Below are 22,798 nucleotides of genomic sequence, written 5' to 3' on the forward strand. Positions count from 1 at the left end.
GCCGCCTGAAGCCCGCCGCCACCGCGGGCGCTACCCACGGGCCGCGGCGCCGGGGAGGGACCCTCAACCCTCTCGGCACCGCAGCCCGGAGCACTGCGGGCCACCGGCGCCGTCAGGGCAGAGAGCGCCGTCGGCCGCGCTCCACCCGCCCGTCTCCGGGCGGGCAGAAGTCTGCGGGCCACCCATTCTGACCCCGGCCCCCGCCGCCTGTCCATGCGCAAGCGTCCCGGGAACGGGCCCGAGGCCCTGTCGGAGCGCGCCGGTAAGCTCGCACGTGTGCCCTCCATGAACGATCTCGTGCGCCAGCACACCAGCCTCGGGGAACGCGACCTCGAGTGGCTGCACCTGCTCGTCTCCGAGTGGCAGCTGCTCTCCGATCTGTCGTTCGCCGACCTCGTCCTCTGGCTGCCCACCAGCGACGGCACGCGCTATGTCTCGGTCGCCCAGATGCGGCCCAACACCGGCCCCACGTCATACCAGGACGACATGGTCGGCCACCTCGTCCCGCGCGGCCGCCGCCCCCTCCTCGACGTCGCCCTCGACGAGGGCCGCATCGTCCGCGAGGGCGACCCCGAGTGGCGCGAGGAGGTGCCCGTGCGCGTCGAGTCCATCCCGGTCCGCCGCGAGGGCCGCGTCCTCGGCGTCATCGCCCGCAACACCAACCTCCTGACCGTGCGCACCCCGAGCCGCCTCGAGCTGACCTATCTCCAGAGCGCCTCCGACCTGGCACAGATGATCGCGGGGGGCGCGTTCCCCTTCCCCGGGCAGCAGGTCGGCATGGACCGCGCGCCGCGCGTCGGCGACGGCTTCATCCGCCTGGACGCCGACGGCGTCGTGCAGTACGCCAGCCCCAACGCCCTGTCCGCGTATCACCGGTTGGGCCTGGCCGCCGACCTGGTGGGCCTGCCGCTCGGCCCCCTCACGGCCGAGCTCGCCCCGACCAGGGGCCCGGTGGACGAGTCGCTGGTCAAGCTGGCCAGCGGCTGGGCGCCACGGGAGGCCGAGATCGAGGGCACCGACTGCGTCATCCAGTTGCGCGCGATCCCGCTCAAGCCCAAGGGCCGACGCATCGGTTCGCTCATGCTGCTCCGCGACGTGACCGAGCTGCGGCGCAGGGAGCGGGAGTTGATGACGAAGGACGCCACCATCCGGGAGATCCACCACCGGGTGAAGAACAACCTCCAGACCGTCGCCGCCCTGTTGCGCCTCCAGTCCCGCCGCATCGGCGCGGCAGGCGACAGCAGCGCGCGGGCCGCGCTGGACGAGGCGGTGCGCCGCGTCGGCTCGATCGCCATCGTCCACGAGACCCTCTCCCAGAACCTGGACGAGCGCGTCGAGTTCGACGAGATCGCCGACCGCGTCATCGCCATGGTCACCGAGCTCTCCCCTGACGGCCGGGTCACCGGGCGCCGCGTCGGCAAGTTCGGCATCCTGGACGCCGAGACCGCCACCCCGCTCTCCATGGTGCTCACCGAGATCCTCCAGAACGCCCTGGAGCACGCCTTCCCCACCGGCGAGCGCGGCTCCATCGAGGTGGGCGCCGACCGCGCCGGGAGCGCCAGGCCCGATGACCGCCTGCTGGTCACCGTGCAGGACGACGGGCGCGGCCTGCCGCCCGACTTCGACCCGCACGTCGACGGCAGCCTGGGTCTCCAGATCGTGCGCACGCTCGTGGAGGGCGAGTTGGGGGGCCGTTTCGACATGGTCACAAGGGAGGAGGGCGGCACCCGCGTGGTGCTCGACGTCCCGCTGGCCCGGCACGGGCAGCAGCGCTGAGCCGGTCAACGCGCCCCAGCGGACCCCTGAAGCAGCTGAAGCAGCGGCCCCCTGAAGCAGCGGACACGCAAGAGCCCCGGGCCCGCGATGACATGATCGCGGGACCGGGGCTCGACGCTTTCGCGGTGGCACCGTGGGTGCTGCGCGTTGCTGCGGCTCGGGGGCAGCGGGGGCGGCGTCTTACGGGCGGGCGGGGGCGCTCCCTGAGGGGGTCAGGCAGTGGCCTTCCGCGCGCGGTTGCGGGCGGCGCGGCGCTTCATGGCACGGCGCTCGTCCTCGCTCATCCCGCCCCAGACGCCGGAGTCCTGACCGGACTCGAGAGCCCACTGCAAGCACTGCTCCATGACGGGGCAGCGGCGGCAGACGGCCTTGGCTTCCTCGATCTGCAGCAGCGCAGGACCGGTGTTGCCGATGGGGAAGAAGAGCTCGGGGTCCTCCTCGCGGCAAACGGCGCTGTGACGCCAGTCCATGTCTGCTCCATCTCCTGCACGATTGCTTGTGAATGTGAACGCTTTCACGAATCCTCCGACAGGTCGAGCCTGGAACACCTCCCCCGCCGGAGCGGGGAGGGTCCGTACTGCGAGCCCGCAGGGGAAAGATGGAGGATTCGGGCTCTCAAGGGGGCCGAGGTCTCAGCCGTCCCGATCGCCATGAAGAGACTCGCAAACCTCGGCTGCGGATACAACCCCTTCCGGAAAGTTTTTTTTGAATCCTTGGTGTCGCCTTGCTCACAGCCCTACTTCCGTCGGGTGGAGCCTGCGCTAAACGTTCGACTACAAGGACTTTCCGGGGTTCCGCTCACACAATCACACGCAGTGCACGCCGAACGCCTGTGAAGGTCACGCTCGTACGCAGTCCGAGGTGGTCACCATCAAGCTGAAACGGCAGTGGCACCTGCGATTGCAAGGTGAAGTCCGACACATCGTGCAGGGTCACCACACCCTTGCCACGGAGTCCGCGTTCCGGGGAGGAACGCAGCAGTTGAGTGGCGTAACGGGGCATCGCGGCGGAGGACAGGCGCGTGATCCCGACCAGGTCGAGCGCGGTGTCGAACGACGCCCTTGGCGCCGCGTACATCGGGCGGCTCCCGAGGAACGTCCAGGGCGCGGTGTTGCACACCATCGAGAGCGCGAGCCCCTCGATCGGCGAATGCCCGGGCCGCAGCAGGGAGATGGCGCCGTTCGTGCGCCGGGGGTCGCCCACGAACTGCCGCAGCGCCTGGCGTACGTAGAGCGCGTGGGTGGACCGCTTGCCGCGCTCGCGCTCGGACTCCACGCGGCCCACCACCCCGGCGTCGAAGCCGAGCCCCGCGCAGAACGTGAACCACCGCCGCGGCACCACCGCGTCCGGCGTCCCCGGCGTCCCCGCGGCCAGGCCGAGGCCCACCGCCCGCTCGGAGCCCGCGTGCAGCGCGTCGAGCAGCGCGCCCGTGGCCTCCACCGCGTCGTTGGGCAGCCCGAGGGCGCGGGCGAACACATTGGTCGAGCCGCCGGGCACCACCGCGAGGCGCGGGAGGTCACCCGTGTCGGGGCCTTCGGCGAGCAGCCCGTTGACCACCTCGTTGACCGTGCCGTCGCCGCCGAGCGCGATCACCAGGTCCACGCTGCCCCGCTCGGCCGCCTCCCTGGCCAGCTCCCGCGCGTGCCCGCGGGCCTCGGTCGCGGCGACCTCGAGCTTGAGGTCGCTCGCGAGCGCGTGCGTCAGCACCTCACGGGTCCGCGCGCTTGTGGTGGTGGCGACGGGATTGACCACGAGAAGTGCGCGCATGAGAGGCAGGGTACCCAGGCCGGGGCGCCGGACGCGGCGGTGGAGGCCCGCTACCCTGGCCACGTGAGTGAGAACACCACCGAGGAGCCAGGGGCCCCCGTCGACGAGCGCCCGCGCGCGGTGACCGTGGCGGCGGTGCTGTGCGGCGTTCAGGGGGCCGTGGCGGCGGCGTTCGGCGGCGTGATGCTGCTGCTCGCGGTGGCCGGCGACCCGGGGGACAGGACGCAGGCGCTGACCGGGGCGGTGACCGTACTGGTGCTGGCCGCGCTGCCGTTGGCGGCCGGGCATGGGCTGTGGCGGCTGCGTCGCTGGAGCCGCGCGCCCGGCGTGGTGGTGCAGTTGTTCGCGCTGCCGATCGCGTTCACGCTGGTGGGCAGCGGCGGGCTGTGGCCGGTGGCAGGGGCGGGGCTCGCCGTCTCCGCGGTGGCCGCCCTTGGATGCCTGGTCAACCCGACCGCGACCAGGGCGCTTGGCGCGGGTCCACGCCCCACGGGTCCTACGGCCTGAGCGCGCCCGCCGTGCGTCCGACCGGCATGCGCCCCACTCTCGCGCGCCCAACTCCCGGTCGGGCGCGGGGTGTCACTCCTCGACGAGCAGCTTCTCGCGCAGCTGCGCCAGCGTGCGGGCCAGCAGCCGGGAGACATGCATCTGGGAGATGCCGACCTCCTGCGCGATCTGGGACTGGGTCATGTTCCCGAAGAAGCGGAGCAGCAGGATCTTCTTCTCCCGCGGCGGCAGCTCCTCGAGCAGCGGCTTGAGCGACTCGCGGTACTCGACGCCCTCGAGCGCGTCGTCCTCGGCGCCGAGCGTGTCCGCGACGGCGGGCGACTCGTCGTCCGTGTCGGGGACGTCGAGGGAGAGCGTGCTGTACGCGTTCGCCGACTCGAGGCCCTCGAGCACGTCCTCCTCGGAGATGCTCAGCCGCTGGGCCAGCTCGGAGACGGTCGGGGCGCGGCCGTGCTGCTGGGACAGCTCGGCGGTGGCCTGGCTCAGCGAGAGCCGCAGCTCCTGGAGGCGGCGCGGCACGCGCACCGCCCAGCCCTTGTCCCTGAAGTGCCGCTTGATCTCGCCGACCACGGTCGGCGTGGCATAGGTGGAGAACTCGACGCCGCGCTCGGGGTCGAAGCGGTCCACCGACTTGATCAGCCCGATCGTGGCGACCTGGGTGAGGTCGTCGAGCGGCTCGCCGCGGTTCCTGAAGCGGCGGGCCAGGTGCTCCACCAGCGGCAGGTGCATCCTCACCAGGCTGTTGCGCAGCTCGGCGCGCTCGGGCGAGCCGTCGGGCAACGTCCGCAGCTCGACGAAGAGATCGCGTGCCGCGCCCCGGTCGTGCGGGCCCGATCCCACGCGCCGTGTCACGGGCTTCAGCACCTCGGGCTGTCCGGGAATGGCCGTCCCCGACGGCTCGCGGCTGGCTGTCGCCGCCTGTTCCACCTCGTTCACCTCGGCCCCCTCGTCCGGTGGCGGCCCCTGTGCGCCGGTCACGGCGCTCCGGGGGCGGCGCCGCGCTTCTTGTGCAGGCTGATGCTGACCGTCTTGTCCTCTCCGACGGCCGACTCGACCTCGCCCGCGAGCGCGGTGAGCACGGTCCAGGCGAAGGTGTCCCGCTCGGGCGCGTGGCCCTCCGTGGTGGGCGCCGAGACCGTGACCCGCAGGGCGTCGCCGACCAGCGTGAAGACGCACTCGAGCACGCTCCCCTCGGGAGCCTGCTGGAGCAGGATCGCGCACGCCTCGTCGACCGCGATGCGCAGATCCTCGATCTCGTCGAGGGTGAAGTCCAGCCGGGCGGCGAGTCCGGCCGTGGCCGTACGCAGCACGGAAAGATAGGCACCCGCGGCCGGCAGCCGGACTTCCACGAAGTCCTGCGATCCGGGCTCACCTGGGATGGGGGACACCCTCACCTCCACAGAGACTCACACCGATTGAGCGCTCCCGGGCACCGCCGAGGTGTCCTGGTCGCCCTGCGACGCTACCGCGATCCACGGCACGCTGTCGCCTGGCCCGGGATCCGATGAGCCGGGGCGACGCACTCGACGGTATTACTCATCGTAATGCATCCGGTGCGTACTGTGGCCGCGAGAAAGCGTCAATTCCTGGATTTCTTCGTGGCGTTGCCGAGGGGGCCACGCCATGATCGCCGATCGTACTGCCCTCGCGCGCCGCCGCGGATCGGGGCCGCCGCTGATCAGGGCCAGCCGCGCAGGGTGAGGCCCACCTCGCCCGTGAGGCACCGGTGGATGACGCGCTCGTCGCCGAACACCAGGTCGTCGGGCAGCGCGTCCTTCGCGAACCAGCGCGCCTCCGAGTGCTTGTGGGGCTCGGCGTTGCGCAGGGTGCCGCGCCAGCGGTGCGCGCGGAAGACGACCGTGAGGAAGCCGTGGTCCGCCGAGACGCCCGCCGCCCCGTGCAGCACATGGACGAGCCCGAGGTCGGCCGGGTCGACCAGCAGGCCCGTCTCCTCCTTCAACTCGCGCGCGGCGGTGGCGGTGATCGGCTCGCCCGGGGCGCACTTGCCCACCGGCAGGTCCCACAGGCCACGGCCGAAGGAGGCGCCGGGCGCGCGGCGCAGGAGAACGACGCGGTCGGTGTCCAGGTCGTGCACCAGGACGGCGGCGACCAGCTGTGTCATCGATTCCATAAAAAAATCCCGCCGCATCGCGTGCGGCGAGCTGAATTCCTCGCTAGGGTGGGTCCTTTGGAATGGCTCGGCCTCAACTGCCAAGCTTTTCCCGCAATTTATATTCTAGACCCCGAGGAGTTGTGTGTCAACCGGCGGCACATTTCCCGAACAGACCCATGTGACACGGCTCTACGACCGCCTGGACGAGCTGCGCGCCCAGGCCAGGACCAGGCTCGACGCCGTGCTCGCGACCACGGGGCTCGGTCATCAGGGCCTGATGGAAAGGGATGTGACGGCCGCCGAGCTCTCCCGCCGCGCGGCCCTTCTCGATTCCGTGGAGAACGGCCTGTGCTTCGGCCGTCTCGACATGCTCGCCCCCGGTCCCGATTCCGGTCCTGATTCCGGCCCCGATTCCGGTGCGGAAAGCGCGCGTTGGATCGGCCGCATCGGAATGCTCGACGGCGCGGGGGATTTCGAGCCGCTGCTCATCGACTGGCGCGCCCCCGCCGCCCGCCCGTTCTACGTGGCCACCGCGAGGGAGCCCGAGGGGGTCAGGCGCCGCCGCCACATCAGGACGAGCGGGCGGCGCGTGACCGGGGTGCTCGACGAGGACTTCGACGGCGCGGCCGAGCCGTTCGGCGACGCGGCCCTCCTCGCGGCCGTCACCGAGGCGAGGACAGGCCGCATGAACGACATCGTGGCGACCGTCCAGGCCGAGCAGGACGCCGTCATCCGCGCAGGGCACCGCGGGATCCTGGTGGTGCAGGGCGGACCCGGCACCGGCAAGACCGCCGTCGCGCTGCACCGCGCCGCCTACCTCCTCTACACCCGGCGCGAACGGCTCGCGCGCAGCGCGGTGCTGGTCGTGGGGCCCAACCCCACGTTCCTGCGCTACATCGGCGAGGTGCTGCCCTCGCTCGGCGAGACCGGCGTGCTGCTCGCCACCGTCGACCAGCTCTACCCAGGCGTCACCGCCGACGTGGCCGAGCCGCCGGGGACCGCCGAGGTCAAGGGGCGGCTCGCGATGGCCGAGGTGATCGCCGCGGCGGTGCGCGAGCGGCAGCGGGTGCCCGCTGAGCCGTGGCCGGTCGCGCACGACGGCGAGTCGATCACGCTCGATCCCGACGTCATGGCCCGCGCCCGCGCGCTGGCCAGGGAGGCCGGGCTCCCGCACAACCAGGCGCGTTCCGTCTTCCGCGCGCGGGCGCTCGACGGGCTCGCGGGGCGCGCGGCGGCGCGGTTCGGCGCGGATGTCCTCGACGGCGGCAGCCTGTTGACGGACCTGGACCTGGCCACCATCCGCGACGAGCTGGCCGCCGAGCCCGCCGTGCTGGCCGCGCTCGATGAGCTCTGGCCCGCCCTCACCCCGCAGCGGCTGCTCGCCGACCTGTGGTCATCGCCCGGACGACTGGCCGCCGCCGCCCCCGGGTTGACCGAGGAGGAGCGGGCCCTGCTGCTGCGGCCCGGCGGTCACAGGGGCTGGTCCGCCGCCGACATCCCGCTCCTCGACGAGGCCGCCGAGCTGCTCGGCGTGGACGAGGACGCGCGGCGCGGCGCCGAGGAGGCGGCCGCGGCCGAGCGGGCCGAGGCGCTGGCCCTGGCGCAGGAGGCGCTCGACATCGCGTACGGCTCGCGCACGTCGGACGTCGACGCGGAGGACGAGGAGGCGGAGACGCTCGGCGTGTTCGACCTCGTGGACGCCGAGCGGCTGGCCGAGCGGCACGCGGCGGTGGACCACCGCACCGCCGTGGAGCGGGCCGCGGCCGACCGCACGTGGGCGTTCGGCCATGTCGTGGTGGACGAGGCGCAGGAGCTTTCGCCCATGGCCTGGCGGGTGTTGATGCGCCGCTGCCCCGCCCGGTCGATGACGGTCGTGGGCGATATCGCCCAAACGGGTGAACGCGGGGGCGCCGCCTCGTGGGAACGCGTCCTCGCCCCGCACGTCGGGAGCCGCTGGGTCACGGCCGAGCTGACCGTCAACTACCGCCTGCCCGCCGAGATCGCCGCCGTCGCCGACGGCGTGCTGCGGCACATCGACCCCGGAAGGCGCGCGCCCCGCGCCGTGCGCGCCTCCTCCGTCGCGCCCTGGCACGCGGCCGTGGCGCCCGGGGAGTTGGCCCGGGCCGCGGCCCGGCTGGCGGGGGAGGAGCGCGCCCTGGTGCCGGGCGGCACGGTCGCGGTGCTGGCGCCCGAGCCGCTCGCCGCGGCCGTCTCCCGCTGGGCGCCCGACGGCGTCGAGGTGCTGGATCCCCGGCGGGCCAAGGGACTTGAGTTCGACGCTGTGGTGGTGGCCGACCCCGCGGGGATCGTGGCGGGCTCGCCGCGCGGCCTCAACGACCTCTATGTGTGCCTGACCCGGCCCACCCGGCGCCTCGGCGTGCTGCACACGGGCGCGCTGCCCGAGGCGTTGAACGGCACGGGCCTGGTGCCCAGGGAGGTGTGAACGGGGGCGCGCGCAGACGGCGGCCGCGCCGGGGCACAACGAACGACCGCACCCGGTGGCCGGGTGCGGTCGGTGGTCCGAAGGGGTGACGCCGGGGCTCAGCCCTTCTTGGTCTCCCAGAAGATCTTGTCGATCTGGGCGATGTGATCAAGGGCCTTCTGGCCGGTCTCCGGGTCGGTGGAGCCCTTGGCGGCGCTGAGCGCCTTGAGGGTGTCGTTCACCAGCTGGTGCAGCTCGGGGTACTTCTCGAAGTGCGGGGGCTTGAAGTAGTCGCTCCACAGCACCGAGACATGGTGCTTCGCCAGCTCGGCCCGCTCCTCCTTGATGACGATGGCGCGCGTGCGGTAGGCCGGGTCGTCGTTGGCCTGGTACTTCTCCTGGATGGCCTTCACCGACTCGGCTTCGATCCGGGCCTGGGCGGGGTCGTAGACGCCGCAGGGCAGATCGCAGTGCGCGCTGACCCTGACCGTGGGGGCAAACAGGCGGGAGAGCATGAGAGCCGTCCTTCCTCGTGATCGTCTTCTCCCGGGCGACATTACTCCGTGCAGGGCGCGTTTTCTCGGCGGACCCGGGGCACGCGGCGGGGCTAGGCCAAAAGTCCAATGCTTGACTGGGTCCGGTGGCGGACGATGGCCGTGAACGCGCGGGTGAACCGTGAGGAGAGCGATGAGGCTGGGGCTGGCCGAGGTCTACAACCCCTCGATGCTGCCCACGTTGCGACCGGGGGACCGGCTGCTGCTGAGCTATGGGGCGCGTGTGCGCCCCGGGGACGTCGTGGTGCTGTGCCATCCGTTCCAGCACGACCTGCTGATCGTCAAGCGCGCGGTGGAACGGCGCGGCGGCGGCTGGTGGGTGGTGGGGGACAACCCCGAGGTGACGAACGACAGCCGTGAGTTCGGCGCGGTGCCCGACGACCTGGTGCGGGCGCGGGCGCTGTTGCGGCTGCGGTCGCCGCGCGCGCCGAGGCCGGGCGGGGGGCCTCAGGGCTCGGAGGTCTCCGCGCTGCGGCGGCTCGCGTCGTCGGTCCGGCCGCTCGGCGCGCGCTCGCGGCGCTTGCGGGCGCGGTAGGCGGCGACGTTGGCGCGCGTGGCGCAGCGGTCGGAGCAGTAGCGCTTGGAGCGGTTGGTCGAGGTGTCGATGTAGGCGTTACGGCAGGGCGCGGCCTCGCAGACGCCGAGCCGGTCCACGCCCAGGTCGGTCAGCTGGAACGCCAGGCCCATGCACGCGATCGCGGCGTACCCCGCGGTCGCGCTCGACGGGTGCTCGGCCAGGTGCAGGTGCCAGCGCGGGCGGCCCGCCTCGTCGAGGTAATCGTGCCCCGAGATCTGCGGGCTCGCGGGGTACTCGAGCAGCAGGGCGTTGAGCAGGTCGACGGCCGCCACCTCGTCGCCGTCGGCGGCCGCGGTGAAGACCGCGCGCAGCCGCGACCTGACCCCGCGCAGCCGGGTCACATCGGCCTCCCCGGCCCGCCGCGCCGCGTGCCGCGCCTCACCGAACAGGCCGCGCACGGCGTCCACCGAGGTGAGGCTGTCGGTGCCACGCAGCGGCTCCTCGGTGTTCACCAGGCGCACGGCGAAGTCGGAGTAATAGGTGAGTTCCAATTGTGTTCCTTACCGGAGCGGGCTATGGTCAGCAGCGTACTAGTAAGGGGTGCGCTCGGAGGGTGTCTCTTACCGGGGGTCATGCCCCGGTGCTGCTCGAGGGAGGAGCGGGAATGACGGACTGGCAGGGGTGGCAGGAGAGTTGGGACCGGCAGCAGGAGTGGTACATGCCGGACCGGGAGGACCGTTTCCGGGTCATGCTCGACGCCGTCGAGGCGTTCGTGGGGGACAAGCCGCGCGTGCTCGACCTGGCATGCGGTACGGGCAGCATCACGCGGCGGCTGCTGCGCCGCTTCCCCGAGGCGCGCTCCACGGGCGTCGACCTCGACCCGGCGCTGCTCGCGATCGCGCGTGGCACGTTCGACGGCGATGAACGGGTCTCGTTCGTCTCGGCCGACCTGACAGAGCCCGACTGGGCGGACGCGCTGCCGCACGTCCCTTACGACGCCGTGCTCACCTCGACCGCGCTGCACTGGCTCGACGGGCGCGCCCTGGTGACGCTCTACGGGCAGCTCGCGGGCCTGGTGCGCCCCGGCGGCATCCTGCTCAACGCCGACCACATGCCGGATGACTCCACCCCGCTCATCACGGCGGCGGAGCGGGCGTTCACCAAGGCGCGGCAGGAGCGGGAGCGGGCCGGGGGCGTGGCGGACTGGGCCGAGTGGTGGCGTTCGGTGGCCGACTCGCCCGAGCTCGGGGAGCTGGCGCGCGAGCGGTTCCGCCTCATCGGCGACCCCACCGCGGGCGACCACAGCGAGGGCGAGGTCCACCCGGTGGGCTGGCACGCCGAGACGCTGCGCGCCGCGGGCTTCGCCGAGGCGCGCGCGGCGTGGGTGTCGCTGACGGACGCGGTGATCCTGGCGCTGCGCTGAGCCACCGGGCGTGGGCGTGCGCGAACGGCCCGCGCTTCCGCTCCGGGCGCTGGGGGCGCGAGGGGTGGAACGCGGGCCGTTCGCGCGCCGCGTCAGGCGCGGGCCACGCCCTCCGAACGGGCCGCCGCCGAGACGGCCTTGGCCACCGCGGGCGCCACGCGCTCGTCGAACGGCGACGGGATCACCGTCGACGGCGACAGCTCGTCCGCGACCACGGCCGCGAGCGCCTCGGCCGCCGCCAGCTTCATGCCCTCCGTGATCCGCGAGGCCCGCACGGCCAGCGCGCCCGCGAAGATGCCGGGGAACGCCAGCACGTTGTTGATCTGGTTCGGGTAGTCGCTGCGCCCGGTGGCCACGACCGACGCGTAGCGGGCCGCGACCTCGGGGTGGATCTCCGGGTCGGGGTTGGCCATGGCGAAGATGAACGCGCCTGGCGCCATCTTCGCGACGGCGGCCTCGGGCACCGTTCCGCCGCTGACGCCCACGAACACGTCGGCGCCGTCCAGCGCGTCGGCCAGCGAGCCGCTGAGCCCCTCGCGGTTGGTGAGCGAGGCCAACTCCCGCTTGACGTCGGTCAGATCGGTCCGGTCGTCGGAGACGATCCCCCGGCGGTCGCACACGACGACGTCGCCGACGCCCGCGCCCAGCAGGATCTTGGCGATGGCGACCCCGGCCGCGCCGGCGCCCGAGATGGTCACCCGCAGATCCGCGAGCGAACGGCCGCCGAGCAGTGCGGCGTTGCGCAGCGCGGCCAGCGTGACCACCGCGGTGCCGTGCTGGTCGTCGTGGAACACCGGGATGTCGAGGCGCTCCTGGAGCTTGCGCTCGATCTCGAAGCAGCGCGGCGCGGAGATGTCCTCCAGGTTCACGCCGCCGAAGGAGGGCGCGAGCCGCGCCACCGTCTCCACGATCTCGTCGGCGTCCCGGCAGTCCAGCGCGATCGGCACCGCGTCGACGCCGCCGAACTGCTTGAACAGGATCGCCTTGCCCTCCATCACGGGCAGGGACGCCTCGGGACCGATGTCCCCGAGGCCCAGGACGGCGCTGCCGTCCGTGACCACGGCGACCACCTGGGACTTCCAGGTGTACTCGTGCACCAGCTCGGGCTGCTCGGCGATCGCGCTGCACACGCGCGCGACGCCCGGCGTGTAGGCGAGGGACAGGTCGTCGCGGTTCCGCACGGGCACGGTGGCCTGGACGGCCATCTTGCCGCCCCGGTGCAGGGCGAACGCGGGATCGGGCCCCGCGTCCGCCAGGTCGTTACTCGGATTGACGATCTCCGATGCCACTGATTGAACCCCTTTGTCGCAATCTCGGGTTGAGGAATGGGACGCCCCCCGGTCGGAGGCGTGTGGGCACCACGTCCGCGCGGGTGGGCGGTGGACGCCGGACGCGTCGCACACGCGCCCTTGTCCCCGGGTGAGGGGTGTTCTGGGATCGTTCTACCTGATCGCGCGTTCCGGGGGCGCGCGCGTTCGGTAACCGGATCGTGAACGCGCGCGCCCGGGCGAGGGCCGGAACGCGACGAGGAAGGACTACCCAGCCCACCGCGGGGCCAGGGAGCGTGAGGCATCTCTCACCGTTGCCCAAGAGGGCCTTTAGATCCGGGGAGATGTTCACTCCCGGTCACCGGTGACGGGTGTCCGTTATCCGATCTTGACGTATTGGGTCACCGGAGGTGTGGGTTCGGGTGGCAGGATGCCCTCCATCGAAAATTGCACCCACTCGTGACACCCGAAGACGCGTGCCTCGATTCTCACTCCCCGATCTTCCGCCACCCCAGGAGGCTCACCCCATGATCGCCAGCACCACCCGCCGCTCCCGCCTCGCCGCGGTCGGCGCGTTCGCCGTGGGCGCCCTGCTGCTGAGCGCGTGCGGCGACCAGACCGACGACGCGGACAACGGGGACGAGAGCGCGGCGCCCGAGTCGTCCGCCGAGGAGAACGGGTCCACGGGGGCCGCGGCCGACCTGCTGCCGCAGGACATCAGGGACGCGGGGGAGGTCGTCGTCGGCTCCGACATCGCGTACGCCCCCATCGAGTTCATCGACGAGAACGACGAGATAGCGGGCGTCGACCCGGACATAGCCGCGGCGCTCGGCGAGGTCCTCGGCGTCGAGTTCACCTTCGAGAACGGCACGTTCGACGGCCTCGTGCTCGGCATGAACAACGGTCGCTACGACATCATCATGTCCGCGATGACCGACACCCGCGAGCGCCAGGAGGGCGCGAGCGCGGACGCCGAGGGCGGCGGCGCCGACTTCGTGAACTACTTCCAGGCGGGCTCCGCCATCCTCGTCGAGGCGGGCAACCCCGAGGGCATCCAGTCCGTCGACGACCTGTGCGGCCTCACGGTCGCCGCCCAGCGCGGCACGGCCAACGAGACCCTCATCGAGGAGCAGCAGGCGTCCTGCGACGAGGAGATCGACCCGCTCATCAGCGACGTCGACTCCGAGTCGATCACCAACCTCCAGAACGGCCGCGCCCAGGCCGTCATCACCGACTACCCGGTGGCGCTCTACAACGAGCTGACCGCGGGCGGCGGCGAGCTGTTCGAGGTCACGGGCGACCAGATCGACGCCGCGCCCTACGGCATCGCGGTCCCCAAGGAGGAGACGGAGCTGCGCGACGCGCTCCAGGCCGCGCTCCAGGAGATCATCGACAACGGCACCTACGGCGAGATCCTGGCCGAGTGGAACGCCGAGGCCGGGGCCATCGAAGAGGCGACCGTCAACGCGGGCGAGTGACGCGACGTGCCCGATCCGGAGAAGACTCCCACGTCGGCGCCCGTTCCCGCGCCGCGTGACGCGGTGCCGCCCGAGGCCATCAAGGCGGTCCCGGTGCGGCACTACGGCCGCTGGGTCAGCGCCGTCGGCGTGCTGGTCCTGCTCGGGCTGCTCGTCCAGGCGTTCGCGGGCGCCGACATCCGCTGGGAGGTGGTCGGCGACCACCTCACGTACGACACCGTGCTGCGCGGCGCGTGGGAGACGCTGTGGATCACGCTGCTCTCCATGCTGATCGGCGTGGTGCTCGGCATGCTCCTCGCGGTGATGCGCCTTTCGTCCAACCCGGTGCTCTCCAGCGTCGCGTGGGGCTACATCTGGTTCTTCCGCGGCACCCCGGTGCTGGTGCAGCTCTATCTGTGGTTCAACCTGTCGCTCATCTTCGAGGTCCTCAACGTGGGCTTCTACAAGGACGAGATGAACCAGGTCATCACGTCCTTCGTGGCCGCGCTGCTCGGCCTCGGCCTCAACGAGGCCGCCTACATGGCGGAGATCGGCCGCGCCGGGATCCTGTCCGTCGACCCGGGCCAGACGGAGGCCGCGCACGCGCTCGGCATGAACAGTGCCAAGACCACGCGCCGGATCGTGCTGCCGCAGGCGATGCGCGTGATCATCCCGCCGACGGGCAACGAGTTCATCAACATGCTCAAGACCTCGTCGCTGGTCTCCGCGATCAGCCATGAGGAGCTGTTTCTCGCGAGTACCAACGTCAGCTCCCGCAACCTCGCGGTGATGGAGATGCTGATCGTCGCGACGGTCTGGTATCTCATCCTGACCACGGTCTTCAGCATCGGCCAGTACTACCTGGAACGGCACTACTCGAAGGGTTCGGGACGGGGGCTGCCGCCCACCCCGCTCCAGCGGATACGGGCCCAGCTCACCAGCTTCAGGACCAGGAGCCAGGTGGGAGGCGAGCGGATATGAGCGGCCACCCGATGGTCAAGTCCGAACAGGTCCACAAGTCGTTCGGCCCGATCGAGGTGCTCAAGGGCATCGACCTCGAGGTCCGCGCGGGCGAGGTGTTCTGCATCGTCGGCCCCTCGGGCTCGGGCAAGTCCACGTTCCTGCGCTGCATCAACCACCTGGAGAAGATCAACGCGGGCCGCCTGTACGTCGACGGGCACCTGGTCGGCTACCGGCAGCGGGGCAACAAGCTCTACGAGATGCGCGAGCGCGAGGTCGCCACGCAGCGCCGCGACATCGGCATGGTGTTCCAGCGCTTCAACCTCTTCCCGCACATGACCGCCGCCGAGAACGTCATGGAGGCCCCGGTCCAGGTCAAGGGCCTGCGCAGGGCCGAGGCGCGCGAGCGGGCCGAGCGGCTGCTGGCCCGCGTCGGGCTCGCCGACCGCGTGGACTCCTACCCCTCGCAGCTCTCGGGGGGGCAGCAGCAGCGGGTGGCCATCGCCAGGGCGCTGGCCATGGAGCCCAAGCTGATGCTGTTCGACGAGCCCACGTCGGCGCTCGACCCCGAGCTGGTCGGCGAGGTGCTCGACGTGATGCGGGCGCTGGCCGAGGACGGGATGACCATGATCGTGGTCACCCATGAGATGGGGTTCGCGCGTGAGGTCGGCGACTCGCTGGTCTTCATGGACGGCGGCGTGGTGGTCGAGTCGGGCCACCCCCGCGAGGTCCTGGCCAACCCCCGCCACGAGCGCACGAAGGCGTTCCTCTCGAAGGTGCTGTGAACGCGGACGCGCACGGCCTCTGAACGCGCGAACGCCCCGGCCGCCGCGGGCTGATCCCGGAGGCCCGCCCGGGCAGGGCCTAGCGTTGTTTGGCCCAGATCTCGAGCGGGTCCCCGGCGCGCGGTGTGAGCCGCCCCGGACCCGACCAGCCCCAGGAGCGGAACGCCTCGTGCGCGGGCGCGCTCCCCGAAGGGAAGGCCGCCAGGGCCAGCGGCGCGGTGCTGCGCGCGAGCAGCTGGGCCACCAGGCGGGTGGCCACGTGCTGGTTCCTTCGGCGCTTGACCACCATGAGGCCCGCGAGCACGAAGACCTGCCGGGGCACGGCCAACTCGCCGACGAGGGTCGGCGGGTCGTCGAACCCGTCCCACCAACGGCCCCCGCGTTCGGCCCTGAAGCCGTACGCGCAGCCGACCAGCGCCGGATCGCCCGCCACCACCAGGTCGAACTCCGGCTGCTGCACGTCGTGGTCGACGAAGTGCCGGATGAACGCCTCCCGGGTCGACGCCTCCGCTCCCTGGGCGTCCCGGTGGGCCTCCGCGTACAGGTCCCCCAGGTCCTCGCGCTCCGTCTCGGCCTGCCACCTGCTCAGCCGTCGGAGAAACACCGTGCTCATGGCCACATCCTCCCCGCGCCCTCATATCGTGGCACCTGACAGAGCGTTGTGGAATGTGCGAACCCCCGGCGGTTAGCGTGGGGGGTATGTTCGCAGCCTACGCAGCACGTTTCAGTCAGGAGCACCCGCTCGACGGCCTGGAGCTCGGCGACCGGCCCGAGCCGGCGGACCTGCCGGACGACTGGACGGTGATCGACGTCCGCGCCGCCTCCCTCAACCACCACGACCTGTGGACGCTGCGCGGCGTGGGCATCACCGAGCAGGCGCTCCCGATGATCCTGGGCTGCGACGCCGCGGGCGTGGACCCCCAGGGCAACGAGGTGGTGATCCACTCCGTCATCGGCGCCACGGGCCACGGCGTCGGGCCCACCGAGCGCCGCAGCCTGCTGACCGAGCGGTACCAGGGGACATTCGCCCAACGGGTCGCCGTCCCCGCGTGGAACGTCCTGCCCAAGCCGCCCGCGCTCTCCTTCGAGGAGGCGGCCTGCCTGCCCACCGCGTGGCTGACGGCGTACCGCATGCTGTTCGGCCAGGCCGGGGTCGGGCCCGGCGACAGCGTGCTGGTGCAGGGCGCGGGGGGAGGGGTGGCCACCGCGGCGATCGCGCTCGGGGCCGCGGCCGGGCTGCGGATCTTCGTCACCAGCAGGGACGAGGCCAAGCGCAAGCGGGCCCTGGATCTGGGCGCCGAGGGGGCGTTCCCCTCGGGGGCGCGGCTGCCGCACCGGATGGATGCCGTGCTCGAGACGGTGGGCGCCGCCACGTGGTCGCACTCGATCAAGTCCCTGCGCCCCGGCGGCACCGTGGTGATCTCGGGCGCGACCTCGGGCCAGGCCCCGCCCTCCGCCGAGCTGAACCGGATCTTCTTCCTCGAGCTCAAGGTCGTCGGCTCGACCATGGGCTCCAAGGAGGAGCTGGCCTCGCTGCTCTCCTTCTGCGCCACCACCGGGATCCGGCCCCTGATCGACGAGGCGCTTCCGTTGGAGCGCGCCGTCGAGGGCTTCACGCGGCTCGCGCACGGCGACGTCTTCGGCAAGATCGTCTTCACCGTTGAATGAGTGGCGCAGCGTGAGCGCCGCGGGGAGTGAGCGGCGCGGAGCGGGCCGCGGGGCGTCAGCTCCCGGACGAGCGCAGCATCGCGATCACATGGGCCGCCGCCGTGGACAGCTGGCGGCGGGCCTCGCGCAGGCTCTCCTGGCTGACCCCGTGGTCCCGCGCCGCGTCCCGCACGTCGTCGCGGAACTTGTCGAGCAGCCGCCCCAGCTCGCGCTCCGGGTCGTCCACCGGCTCGGACGGCTCATCGGTGGCGGCCGCGTGCCACCAGGGCGCGCCCTGCTGCTCGGGGTGCTCGACGAACCGGCTCCAACCGCCTATCTCCTGGCCGATCCCGTCGAGTCCGCCCCACACCGCGTCCATCCAGCCCTCGGCGCCCCCGCCGCCGCGCGCCGCCTGCTCGCGCAGGCGCCTGGCGGCCTCCTCGAAGTGCCGCTTGGCCGACGCCGTCGCCTCCTGCGCCTGCCTGGCGTCCCGGCGGGCCCTGCGGCTCTCCTCCTTCGCCCGGCGCGCCTCCTCCTTGGCCTGCCGCGCCCGCGCCTGCCAGGCCGCGCGCCCCGCCGCCGTGTCGGTGCCCTCGGCGTACGCCGCGGCGGTGGCCTGCCTGACCTCGTCGCGCAGGTGCTGGGCCGAGCCGCTGACGTCCTCCCTGATGTCCGCGGCGAGCGCGGCCAGCGAGTCCCTGATCTCCCGCTCGAGCGCGGTCAGCTCCTCCTCCCGTGAGGCCAACTCGCGCCGCCCTTCGGGGGTCAGCGTGTACACCTTGCGGCCGCCCTCGTCGGAGTGGGTGACAAGGCCCTCGGCCGCCAGCTTGGCCAGCCGGGGGTAGACCGTGCCGGCCGAGGGCGCGTAGAGCCCCTGGAAGCGCTCCTCGAGCAGCCGGATCACCTCGTATCCGTGCCGGGGCGCCTCCCCGAGCAGCTTCAACAGGTAGAGGCGGAGGCGGCCATGGCCGAAGACGGGGGGCATCTCACAGATCCTTACGCAGAGACGAGGCGACCGGGGGCTCCTGGGCGTCCGGCGGACGGCGCAGCACGGCTATCGCGCCCGAGACCGAGTGGCATGTCACGGATCCGGCGCCCGAGCCCAGGGTGCCGGAGAGGTGCCGGGCGCCCCACAGGCCCGAGACGCCGAGCTCGGTGAACGACGACGAGATCGCGCCGCTCGCGGTGCTCGCCTCCACCTTGGCGTCGAGCGGCTCCGCGAGCCGCAGCGCCATCTCGCCCGACACGGTGCTCAGCGCGATGTCGGCCGGGCGCCCCGCCGGGGCCAGGTCCACCACCATGCCGCCGCTCACCGTGTCGGCGCGCAGCACCGGGCTGCGGGCGTCGATCACGGTGAGCTGTCCCGACACGGAGTTGAAACGGAGGTCGCCGCCGAGGGCCTGGGCCTCCACATCGCCCGAGACGGTGTCGGCGCGGACCGGGCCCCGCAGCCCGACCAGGGTGGTGCCGCCGCTGATGCCGCGCACATCGGCCCGGCCCGTGATGCCGCTGACGACCGCGGAGGCGCCGACCACCCCGACGCTCACCCTGACCGCGGCGGGGACCGAGACGGAGACGACCGCGCTGCGCCGCCACCCCTTGCGGTCGAGCCACGTGAGCCAGCCCTTCCACGGCAGGTCGTCGTACGCGATGGTGAGCTTGCGCCCCGAGCGCCTGACGATCACCGGCGGGCCCGCGACCTCGCTGATCTCGGCGCGCGTCGCGGGGCCCTCGGTGCCCACCACATTCACCGCGCCGTTGACCAGGCGCACCTCGAGCTCGTCGAAGCGCTCGTCGTCGAACGTGAGCGTCCGCGCCCCGGCGACGGACCATGTCGCGTCGGCGGCGGACCCGGACTCGGATGTGGACCTGGCCGTCATCGGACCTCCCCTGGCTGCGGACACACAGATATATCGCGTCCTCAAGGACACGATATATCGCGTGACGCGGAAGTCAAGTCACGGTGTCGCGAGCGGCCCCTCGCCCTCGCCGCCGTCACCCTCGCCCTCGCCGCCGTCACCCTCGTCGTCCTCCTCGTCGTCGAGGCGGGCCAGCCACGTGGCCAGGCGCTCGACCGGCACCTCGAAGTCGGGGTTGAGATCGACGAACGTCCGCAGCTGGTCGGCCAGCCACTCGAGCGTGACCTCCTCATCGCCGCGCCGCCGCGCGAGCTCCTCGATACCGCGGTCCGTGAAGTACACGACGTGCTCCCGTGCGCCGTTGGGGAAGGAAAAGCCCAGGATAGGCACGTGCGCGTACCGGCGGTTAACCTGCAAGCACACCGCGACGACGGGGGGTCGGATGGCATGGACGGACAACGGGGGCGCACAGCCGATGGATGTGAACCCCTTCGAGATCCTCGCGCCTCTCGCCGCTGACGCCACGGTACGCATCCATGAGCCGCCCACCGGGTATGACGGGGGCGAGCCGGTGACACGGCCCTGGGGCAGCGGCTTCTTCATCGCCCCAGGCTGGGTCCTCACCTGCGCCCATGTAGCACTCCACGGGGGAACGAACGGGGGAACGGACGGACGGCAAGGCCAGGGAGGAGCGCGCGAAGTGGGCCTGAGCTTCCGGGGAGCGCGCCGGCCGGTCACCGGCCGGGTCGAGTGGGCGCGCCCCGAGGAGAACGCCACCGGCGGCCCCTGGCCCGCGCCCGACCTGGCGCTGATCCGCCTCATCGAGCCCGTGGCCCACCCGTGCGTCTGGCTCAGCGAGCGGACCGCGAGCGTCTTCACGCGCAGCGAGGTCGCGTTCTTCGGCTGCCAGGAGACCGCGGACGGCGTCCAGGACGTCAACGGACGCTGCACGATCCGGGGGGAGTTGGGCACCGACGGGCTCATGAAGCTGGGCGGCGAGGACGAGTTCCCCGAGGCCGTCTCCGGCGGCCCCGTGGTGGACCTGCGCCGCGGCGAGGTGATCGGCGTGCTCAAGGCCCGCCGCACCGCGGGGCGCGACGGCGGACTGGCCACGTCCGTCGTCCAGTTGCGCAGGATGCCGGGGTCGGGCGAGGACGGCGACGACCTCTACCAGCGCGTCCTGCACGCCCACGACCGCTACCACGCCGCGCGCCACCTCGACGTCGGCGACGCCGCCCTGCGCACGTGGACCGACGCGCAGAGCGAGCTGCGGGCCGGGCACGGGCGCGCCCTGACCCCGGGGCAGCGCGTCGAACTGCTGGGCCTGCTCTCCGAGTTGCCTCCGCCGGTCTCCACCAGGCGCCTCGACGACCTGGTCACCCCGTTGATCGGCCGCCCCTACCAGGGCACCGTCCCCGCCCCGCGCGGCTGGCGCGACGGCCTGGGCAGGCTCTACACCGCGGAGCCGGGGACCGACGAGCTCAAGACCGTGCTGCGGTACGCCGTCCACGCCGCGACCGCCGACCGCCCCTACCCGGCCGCGGGCGACGCCGAGAGCCGCCTGCTGCGTTGGGCCGCGAGCACCGCGGCCAGCGCCGAGCTGCCCCGCTGGTTCCGCACCTCGCTCCACCTGGAGGAGGCCGAGCGCGTCCGCGTCCGCGCCGCCGCCACCCGCCCTGGGCCCGATCCCTGGGACTTCGAGCCCCGCCCCGGCGAGGACAGCGCCGAGGTGTGGCAGAGCCCGTACGTGCTCCTGGAGATCACCCCGCACAGCTGGGAACGCGGCCGCTACGACTGGCGCGTGTGCGTGGGCCGCGGCGCCGAGGAGCTGGTCTCGATCGACGAGGACCACCGCGAGCGGGGCCCCGCCGCCCTGCCGAGGCGGCTGCGCGCCGCGCTCGAGGAGGCGTTCCGCCGCGTCGACGAGCCCGAGCAGCCGGTGCCGCTCCAGGTCGGCCTGCCCTACTCGCTCCTCGGCTTCCCCGTCGAGGAGTGGCGCCTGGTCCCCGGCGGCCCGAGGCTCGGCGAGCAGCGGCCCGTCGTCATCCGCTGCACCACCCCGGTCCCCGAGGCGGAGGACAACGACGAGGTGCGGGCCCTGCGCCTGGCCCGCTGGACCAAGGTCCATGTGGGCCGCGTGACCCCCGACATACTCGACTGCCTCGACGCCACCGCGAGGTCGCTGCCCGAGCCCGCGGTGCTCATCAGCCGCGACCCCGCGACCGTTCCGATCCTGTGCCACACCCCGTCGACGGGAGGCGAGCCCGCGGCGCTGCTTCGGGTCATGACGAGTGGGTACAACGTCATCCTGTGGCGCCGCGAGATCACCGACCGGGAGCGGAGCTGCGCGGACTTCCACCGGGGCGTGGACCGCGCGGTCACCGGCGCGGGCCACGCGGGTCGGCTGCCCGACGCGGTGCGGAGGCTGCGCGCGGACATGGCGGACGAGGCGCCAGGTTCCCACTGGGCCAAGGGACTCGCGCTGCTCTACTCCGATCCGAACCGCCCCATGCCCGGCATGGACGAGCCGCTGGTGACGCTGTGAGGGGCGGCGCCGCCCGCGGCCCCACGAGGGCTTGCCGAAGCGAGGTACGGACCCGGCGATTCCCCGGTACGGTCGGGGCACGTTCAGCTGCCCGGACGGTGGACGAGCGACGAGGAGCACACTGTGGCAGTGTCTGAGACGAACCCCGGCCCCCCCGACGGCGCTGCCCCCGGTGAGCCGCCGGACCGGGAGTGGCTCATCTACCGAGGCGCGGGCGAGCCGCACGACGGCATCCGCTCGCTGCCCAAGCCGCCGCCCTGGCGGGACTTCGACGGCCAGCCGCTCGTCGCCCCGGGACCCGCGGCCGACAGCGCCTCGACGCGGCGGCTCGGCGCGTACCGGCACCTGGCCGAGATGCACCGGCCGAGCGCCGACGAGCTGGAGATCATCAACGCCGCGCTCTATCTGCGCCGCCCCCTGCTGGTCACCGGCAGCCCGGGCACGGGGAAGAGCACGCTGGCCCACGCGGTCGCGTACGAGCTGGGCCTGGGGCGTGTGCTGCACTGGCCCATCGTCAGCCGCACCACGCTGGTCGACGGCCTGTACCACTACGACGCGATCGCCCGCCTCCAGGACATGCAGATCGCCGCGACCAGCAGGGCCGCGGGCAGCCCCGCCGCCGTCCCCGGCGGCATCGGCAGCTATCTGCGCCTCGGCCCGCTCGGCACCGCGCTGCTCCCCACGGCCGCCCCCCGCGTGCTGCTGATCGACGAGCTCGACAAGAGCGACATCGACCTGCCGAACGACCTGCTGAACGTGCTGGAGGAGGGCGAGTTCGCGATACCGGAGCTCGAGCGCCTCGCCGAGCGCGAGCCCGAGGTCGAGGTGCTGACCGACGACGGCGCCAAGGTGACCGTGCGGGACGGCCGGATCCGCTGCCACGCGTTCCCCTTCGTCGTCCTGACGAGCAACGGCGAGCGCGACTTCCCCGCGCCCCTGCTGCGCCGCTGCATCCACCTCGAGCTCGGCCAGCCCGACCACGAGCGCCTGGCCACCGTGGTCCGCGCCCACCTGGGGGACGAGCTGACCCGGGTGGGGGAGGACCTGATCGCCCGCTTCCTCGAGCGTTCCCGCACCGAGCAGCTGGCCACCGACCAGCTGCTGAACGCCATATACCTCACCCACTACGCCGAGCCGCCCACCAGGGACCGGCTGGCCGACACCCTGATCCAGCGACTCGACCGGCCGAGGTAGGCCG

22 protein-coding genes and 1 pseudogene are annotated in these 22,798 nt (G+C 72.7%); 11 read left to right on the top strand and 12 right to left on the bottom strand.

What is annotated here, in order from left to right:
* The first annotated feature begins 285 nt into the window (after window positions 1-285).
* Window positions 286-1,776, top strand: a complete 1,491-nt coding sequence (locus D7318_RS18925; RefSeq protein WP_120698301.1) for a sensor histidine kinase — start codon at window positions 286-288, stop codon at window positions 1,774-1,776.
* A gap of 212 nt (window positions 1,777-1,988) precedes the next feature.
* Here the strand turns inward: D7318_RS18925 and D7318_RS18930 are convergent, their stop codons facing one another.
* Together D7318_RS18930 and D7318_RS18935 are read right to left on the bottom strand one after the other, a co-directional pair.
* The gene (locus D7318_RS18930) at window positions 1,989-2,246 is read right to left on the bottom strand and encodes a WhiB family transcriptional regulator (protein ID WP_062206726.1); all 258 of its coding nucleotides are present in this window, start codon (window positions 2,244-2,246) and stop codon (window positions 1,989-1,991) included.
* A 328-nt stretch (window positions 2,247-2,574) separates the two neighbouring features.
* Window positions 2,575-3,543 carry a diacylglycerol/lipid kinase family protein gene (locus D7318_RS18935; RefSeq protein WP_120698302.1) on the bottom strand — a complete coding sequence of 323 codons (969 nt, stop codon included), beginning with the start codon at window positions 3,541-3,543 and terminating at the stop codon, window positions 2,575-2,577.
* 63 nt (window positions 3,544-3,606) lie between these two features.
* Here D7318_RS18935 and D7318_RS18940 point away from each other — a divergent pair, with 63 nt between their 5' ends.
* Window positions 3,607-4,050 carry a hypothetical protein gene (locus D7318_RS18940; protein WP_120698398.1) on the top strand — a complete coding sequence of 148 codons (444 nt, stop codon included), beginning with the start codon at window positions 3,607-3,609 and terminating at the stop codon, window positions 4,048-4,050.
* A gap of 72 nt (window positions 4,051-4,122) precedes the next feature.
* Here D7318_RS18940 and D7318_RS18945 read toward each other — a convergent pair whose 3' ends face one another.
* From D7318_RS18945 to D7318_RS18955, 3 genes are all read right to left on the bottom strand, one after another.
* The gene (locus D7318_RS18945; RefSeq protein WP_120698399.1) at window positions 4,123-5,136 is read right to left on the bottom strand and encodes an RNA polymerase sigma factor SigF; all 1,014 of its coding nucleotides are present in this window, start codon (window positions 5,134-5,136) and stop codon (window positions 4,123-4,125) included.
* Complete coding sequence (locus D7318_RS18950) at window positions 5,025-5,438, bottom strand: ATP-binding protein (RefSeq protein WP_120698400.1); 414 nt, start codon at window positions 5,436-5,438, stop codon at window positions 5,025-5,027. Before D7318_RS18950 ends, D7318_RS18945 begins: the two co-directional genes overlap by 112 nt.
* 290 nt (window positions 5,439-5,728) lie before the next feature.
* The gene (locus tag D7318_RS18955) at window positions 5,729-6,181 is read right to left on the bottom strand and encodes an NUDIX domain-containing protein (RefSeq protein ID WP_230423879.1); all 453 of its coding nucleotides are present in this window, start codon (window positions 6,179-6,181) and stop codon (window positions 5,729-5,731) included.
* A gap of 124 nt (window positions 6,182-6,305) precedes the next feature.
* On the opposite strand from D7318_RS18955, the gene D7318_RS18960 reads away from it, so the two are divergent.
* Entirely contained in the window at window positions 6,306-8,606 is a 2,301-nt protein-coding gene (locus D7318_RS18960) for a HelD family protein (RefSeq protein ID WP_120698304.1), read from the top strand.
* A 98-nt stretch (window positions 8,607-8,704) separates the two neighbouring features.
* Here the strand turns inward: D7318_RS18960 and sodN are convergent, their stop codons facing one another.
* Window positions 8,705-9,100, bottom strand: a complete 396-nt coding sequence (gene sodN / locus D7318_RS18965) for a superoxide dismutase, Ni (protein ID WP_120698305.1) — start codon at window positions 9,098-9,100, stop codon at window positions 8,705-8,707.
* A gap of 172 nt (window positions 9,101-9,272) precedes the next feature.
* Between sodN and sodX the strand changes: the two genes are divergently transcribed.
* Entirely contained in the window at window positions 9,273-9,674 is a 402-nt protein-coding gene (sodX, locus tag D7318_RS18970) for a nickel-type superoxide dismutase maturation protease (protein WP_120698306.1), read from the top strand.
* On the opposite strand, the gene D7318_RS18975 is transcribed toward sodX, so the two are convergent.
* Entirely contained in the window at window positions 9,587-10,207 is a 621-nt protein-coding gene (locus D7318_RS18975) for a CGNR zinc finger domain-containing protein (protein ID WP_120698307.1), read from the bottom strand. The two genes, sodX and D7318_RS18975, sit on opposite strands and share 88 nt — an antisense overlap.
* A 113-nt stretch (window positions 10,208-10,320) precedes the next feature.
* Here D7318_RS18975 and D7318_RS18980 point away from each other — a divergent pair, with 113 nt between their 5' ends.
* Window positions 10,321-11,079: a class I SAM-dependent methyltransferase gene (locus tag D7318_RS18980; protein ID WP_120698308.1), complete on the top strand. Its 759-nt coding sequence runs from the start codon at window positions 10,321-10,323 to the stop codon at window positions 11,077-11,079.
* A gap of 92 nt (window positions 11,080-11,171) precedes the next feature.
* Here the strand turns inward: D7318_RS18980 and D7318_RS18985 are convergent, their stop codons facing one another.
* Entirely contained in the window at window positions 11,172-12,368 is a 1,197-nt protein-coding gene (locus tag D7318_RS18985) for an NAD(P)-dependent malic enzyme (RefSeq protein ID WP_329604618.1), read from the bottom strand.
* A 506-nt stretch (window positions 12,369-12,874) separates the two neighbouring features.
* On the opposite strand from D7318_RS18985, the gene D7318_RS18990 reads away from it, so the two are divergent.
* Genes D7318_RS18990 through D7318_RS19000 form a run of 3 tightly spaced genes read left to right on the top strand, consistent with a single transcriptional unit; the run spans window position 12,875 to window position 15,549 of the window.
* Window positions 12,875-13,825: an ABC transporter substrate-binding protein gene (locus D7318_RS18990; protein ID WP_120698309.1), complete on the top strand. Its 951-nt coding sequence runs from the start codon at window positions 12,875-12,877 to the stop codon at window positions 13,823-13,825.
* Window positions 13,826-13,831: 6 nt separating this feature from the next.
* Window positions 13,832-14,785 carry an amino acid ABC transporter permease gene (locus tag D7318_RS18995; protein WP_183091546.1) on the top strand — a complete coding sequence of 318 codons (954 nt, stop codon included), beginning with the start codon at window positions 13,832-13,834 and terminating at the stop codon, window positions 14,783-14,785.
* A gap of 11 nt (window positions 14,786-14,796) precedes the next feature.
* Window positions 14,797-15,549, top strand: coding sequence for an amino acid ABC transporter ATP-binding protein (locus D7318_RS19000; protein WP_120698403.1), 753 nt, complete (start codon window positions 14,797-14,799; stop codon window positions 15,547-15,549).
* A 79-nt stretch (window positions 15,550-15,628) separates the two neighbouring features.
* Here the strand turns inward: D7318_RS19000 and D7318_RS19005 are convergent, their stop codons facing one another.
* A complete protein-coding gene (locus D7318_RS19005) occupies window positions 15,629-16,162 on the bottom strand; it encodes a hypothetical protein (RefSeq protein ID WP_120698310.1) in 534 nt (177 codons plus the stop codon).
* A gap of 86 nt (window positions 16,163-16,248) precedes the next feature.
* On the opposite strand from D7318_RS19005, the gene D7318_RS19010 reads away from it, so the two are divergent.
* A complete protein-coding gene (locus D7318_RS19010; RefSeq protein WP_120698311.1) occupies window positions 16,249-17,217 on the top strand; it encodes a zinc-binding dehydrogenase in 969 nt (322 codons plus the stop codon).
* A gap of 55 nt (window positions 17,218-17,272) precedes the next feature.
* On the opposite strand, the gene D7318_RS19015 is transcribed toward D7318_RS19010, so the two are convergent.
* The 3 genes and pseudogenes from D7318_RS19015 to D7318_RS19025 form a co-directional block, all read right to left on the bottom strand.
* A complete protein-coding gene (locus D7318_RS19015; protein ID WP_120698312.1) occupies window positions 17,273-18,181 on the bottom strand; it encodes a PadR family transcriptional regulator in 909 nt (302 codons plus the stop codon).
* A 1-nt stretch (window position 18,182) separates the two neighbouring features.
* Window positions 18,183-19,076, bottom strand: a complete 894-nt coding sequence (locus D7318_RS19020) for a DUF4097 family beta strand repeat-containing protein (protein WP_120698313.1) — start codon at window positions 19,074-19,076, stop codon at window positions 18,183-18,185.
* Window positions 19,077-19,217: 141 nt separating this feature from the next.
* Window positions 19,218-19,397 (bottom strand): annotated as a pseudogene (locus tag D7318_RS19025) (DUF6104 family protein); the annotation flags it as partial.
* A gap of 133 nt (window positions 19,398-19,530) precedes the next feature.
* Here D7318_RS19025 and D7318_RS19030 point away from each other — a divergent pair.
* Both D7318_RS19030 and D7318_RS19035 read left to right on the top strand, forming a co-directional pair.
* Window positions 19,531-21,600: a VMAP-C domain-containing protein gene (locus D7318_RS19030; RefSeq protein WP_230423902.1), complete on the top strand. Its 2,070-nt coding sequence runs from the start codon at window positions 19,531-19,533 to the stop codon at window positions 21,598-21,600.
* Window positions 21,601-21,729: 129 nt separating this feature from the next.
* Entirely contained in the window at window positions 21,730-22,794 is a 1,065-nt protein-coding gene (locus D7318_RS19035) for an AAA family ATPase (protein WP_113685252.1), read from the top strand.
* Window positions 22,795-22,798 lie beyond the last annotated feature (4 nt).

It is taken from the genome of Streptomyces radicis (genome assembly GCF_003626575.1).
Taxonomy (GTDB): Bacteria; Actinomycetota; Actinomycetes; order Streptomycetales; family Streptomycetaceae; genus Streptomyces; species Streptomyces radicis.

Bases quoted from the DNA above. Each gene is read 5' to 3' on its own strand.
- D7318_RS18925 (WP_120698301.1), top strand. From the start codon at position 286: ATGAACGATCTCGTGCGCCAGCACACCAGCCTCGGGGAACGCGACCTC.
- D7318_RS18930 (WP_062206726.1), bottom strand. From the start codon at position 2,246: ATGGACTGGCGTCACAGCGCCGTTTGCCGCGAGGAGGACCCCGAGCTC.
- D7318_RS18935 (WP_120698302.1), bottom strand. From the start codon at position 3,543: ATGCGCGCACTTCTCGTGGTCAATCCCGTCGCCACCACCACAAGCGCG.
- D7318_RS18955 (WP_230423879.1), bottom strand. From the start codon at position 6,181: ATGGAATCGATGACACAGCTGGTCGCCGCCGTCCTGGTGCACGACCTG.
- sodN (WP_120698305.1), bottom strand. From the start codon at position 9,100: ATGCTCTCCCGCCTGTTTGCCCCCACGGTCAGGGTCAGCGCGCACTGC.
- sodX (WP_120698306.1), top strand. From the start codon at position 9,273: ATGAGGCTGGGGCTGGCCGAGGTCTACAACCCCTCGATGCTGCCCACG.
- D7318_RS18980 (WP_120698308.1), top strand. From the start codon at position 10,321: ATGACGGACTGGCAGGGGTGGCAGGAGAGTTGGGACCGGCAGCAGGAG.
- D7318_RS18990 (WP_120698309.1), top strand. From the start codon at position 12,875: ATGATCGCCAGCACCACCCGCCGCTCCCGCCTCGCCGCGGTCGGCGCG.
- D7318_RS19000 (WP_120698403.1), top strand. From the start codon at position 14,797: ATGGTCAAGTCCGAACAGGTCCACAAGTCGTTCGGCCCGATCGAGGTG.
- D7318_RS19005 (WP_120698310.1), bottom strand. From the start codon at position 16,162: ATGAGCACGGTGTTTCTCCGACGGCTGAGCAGGTGGCAGGCCGAGACG.
- D7318_RS19010 (WP_120698311.1), top strand. From the start codon at position 16,249: ATGTTCGCAGCCTACGCAGCACGTTTCAGTCAGGAGCACCCGCTCGAC.
- D7318_RS19015 (WP_120698312.1), bottom strand. From the start codon at position 18,181: ATGCCCCCCGTCTTCGGCCATGGCCGCCTCCGCCTCTACCTGTTGAAG.
- D7318_RS19020 (WP_120698313.1), bottom strand. From the start codon at position 19,076: ATGACGGCCAGGTCCACATCCGAGTCCGGGTCCGCCGCCGACGCGACA.
- D7318_RS19030 (WP_230423902.1), top strand. From the start codon at position 19,531: ATGGATGTGAACCCCTTCGAGATCCTCGCGCCTCTCGCCGCTGACGCC.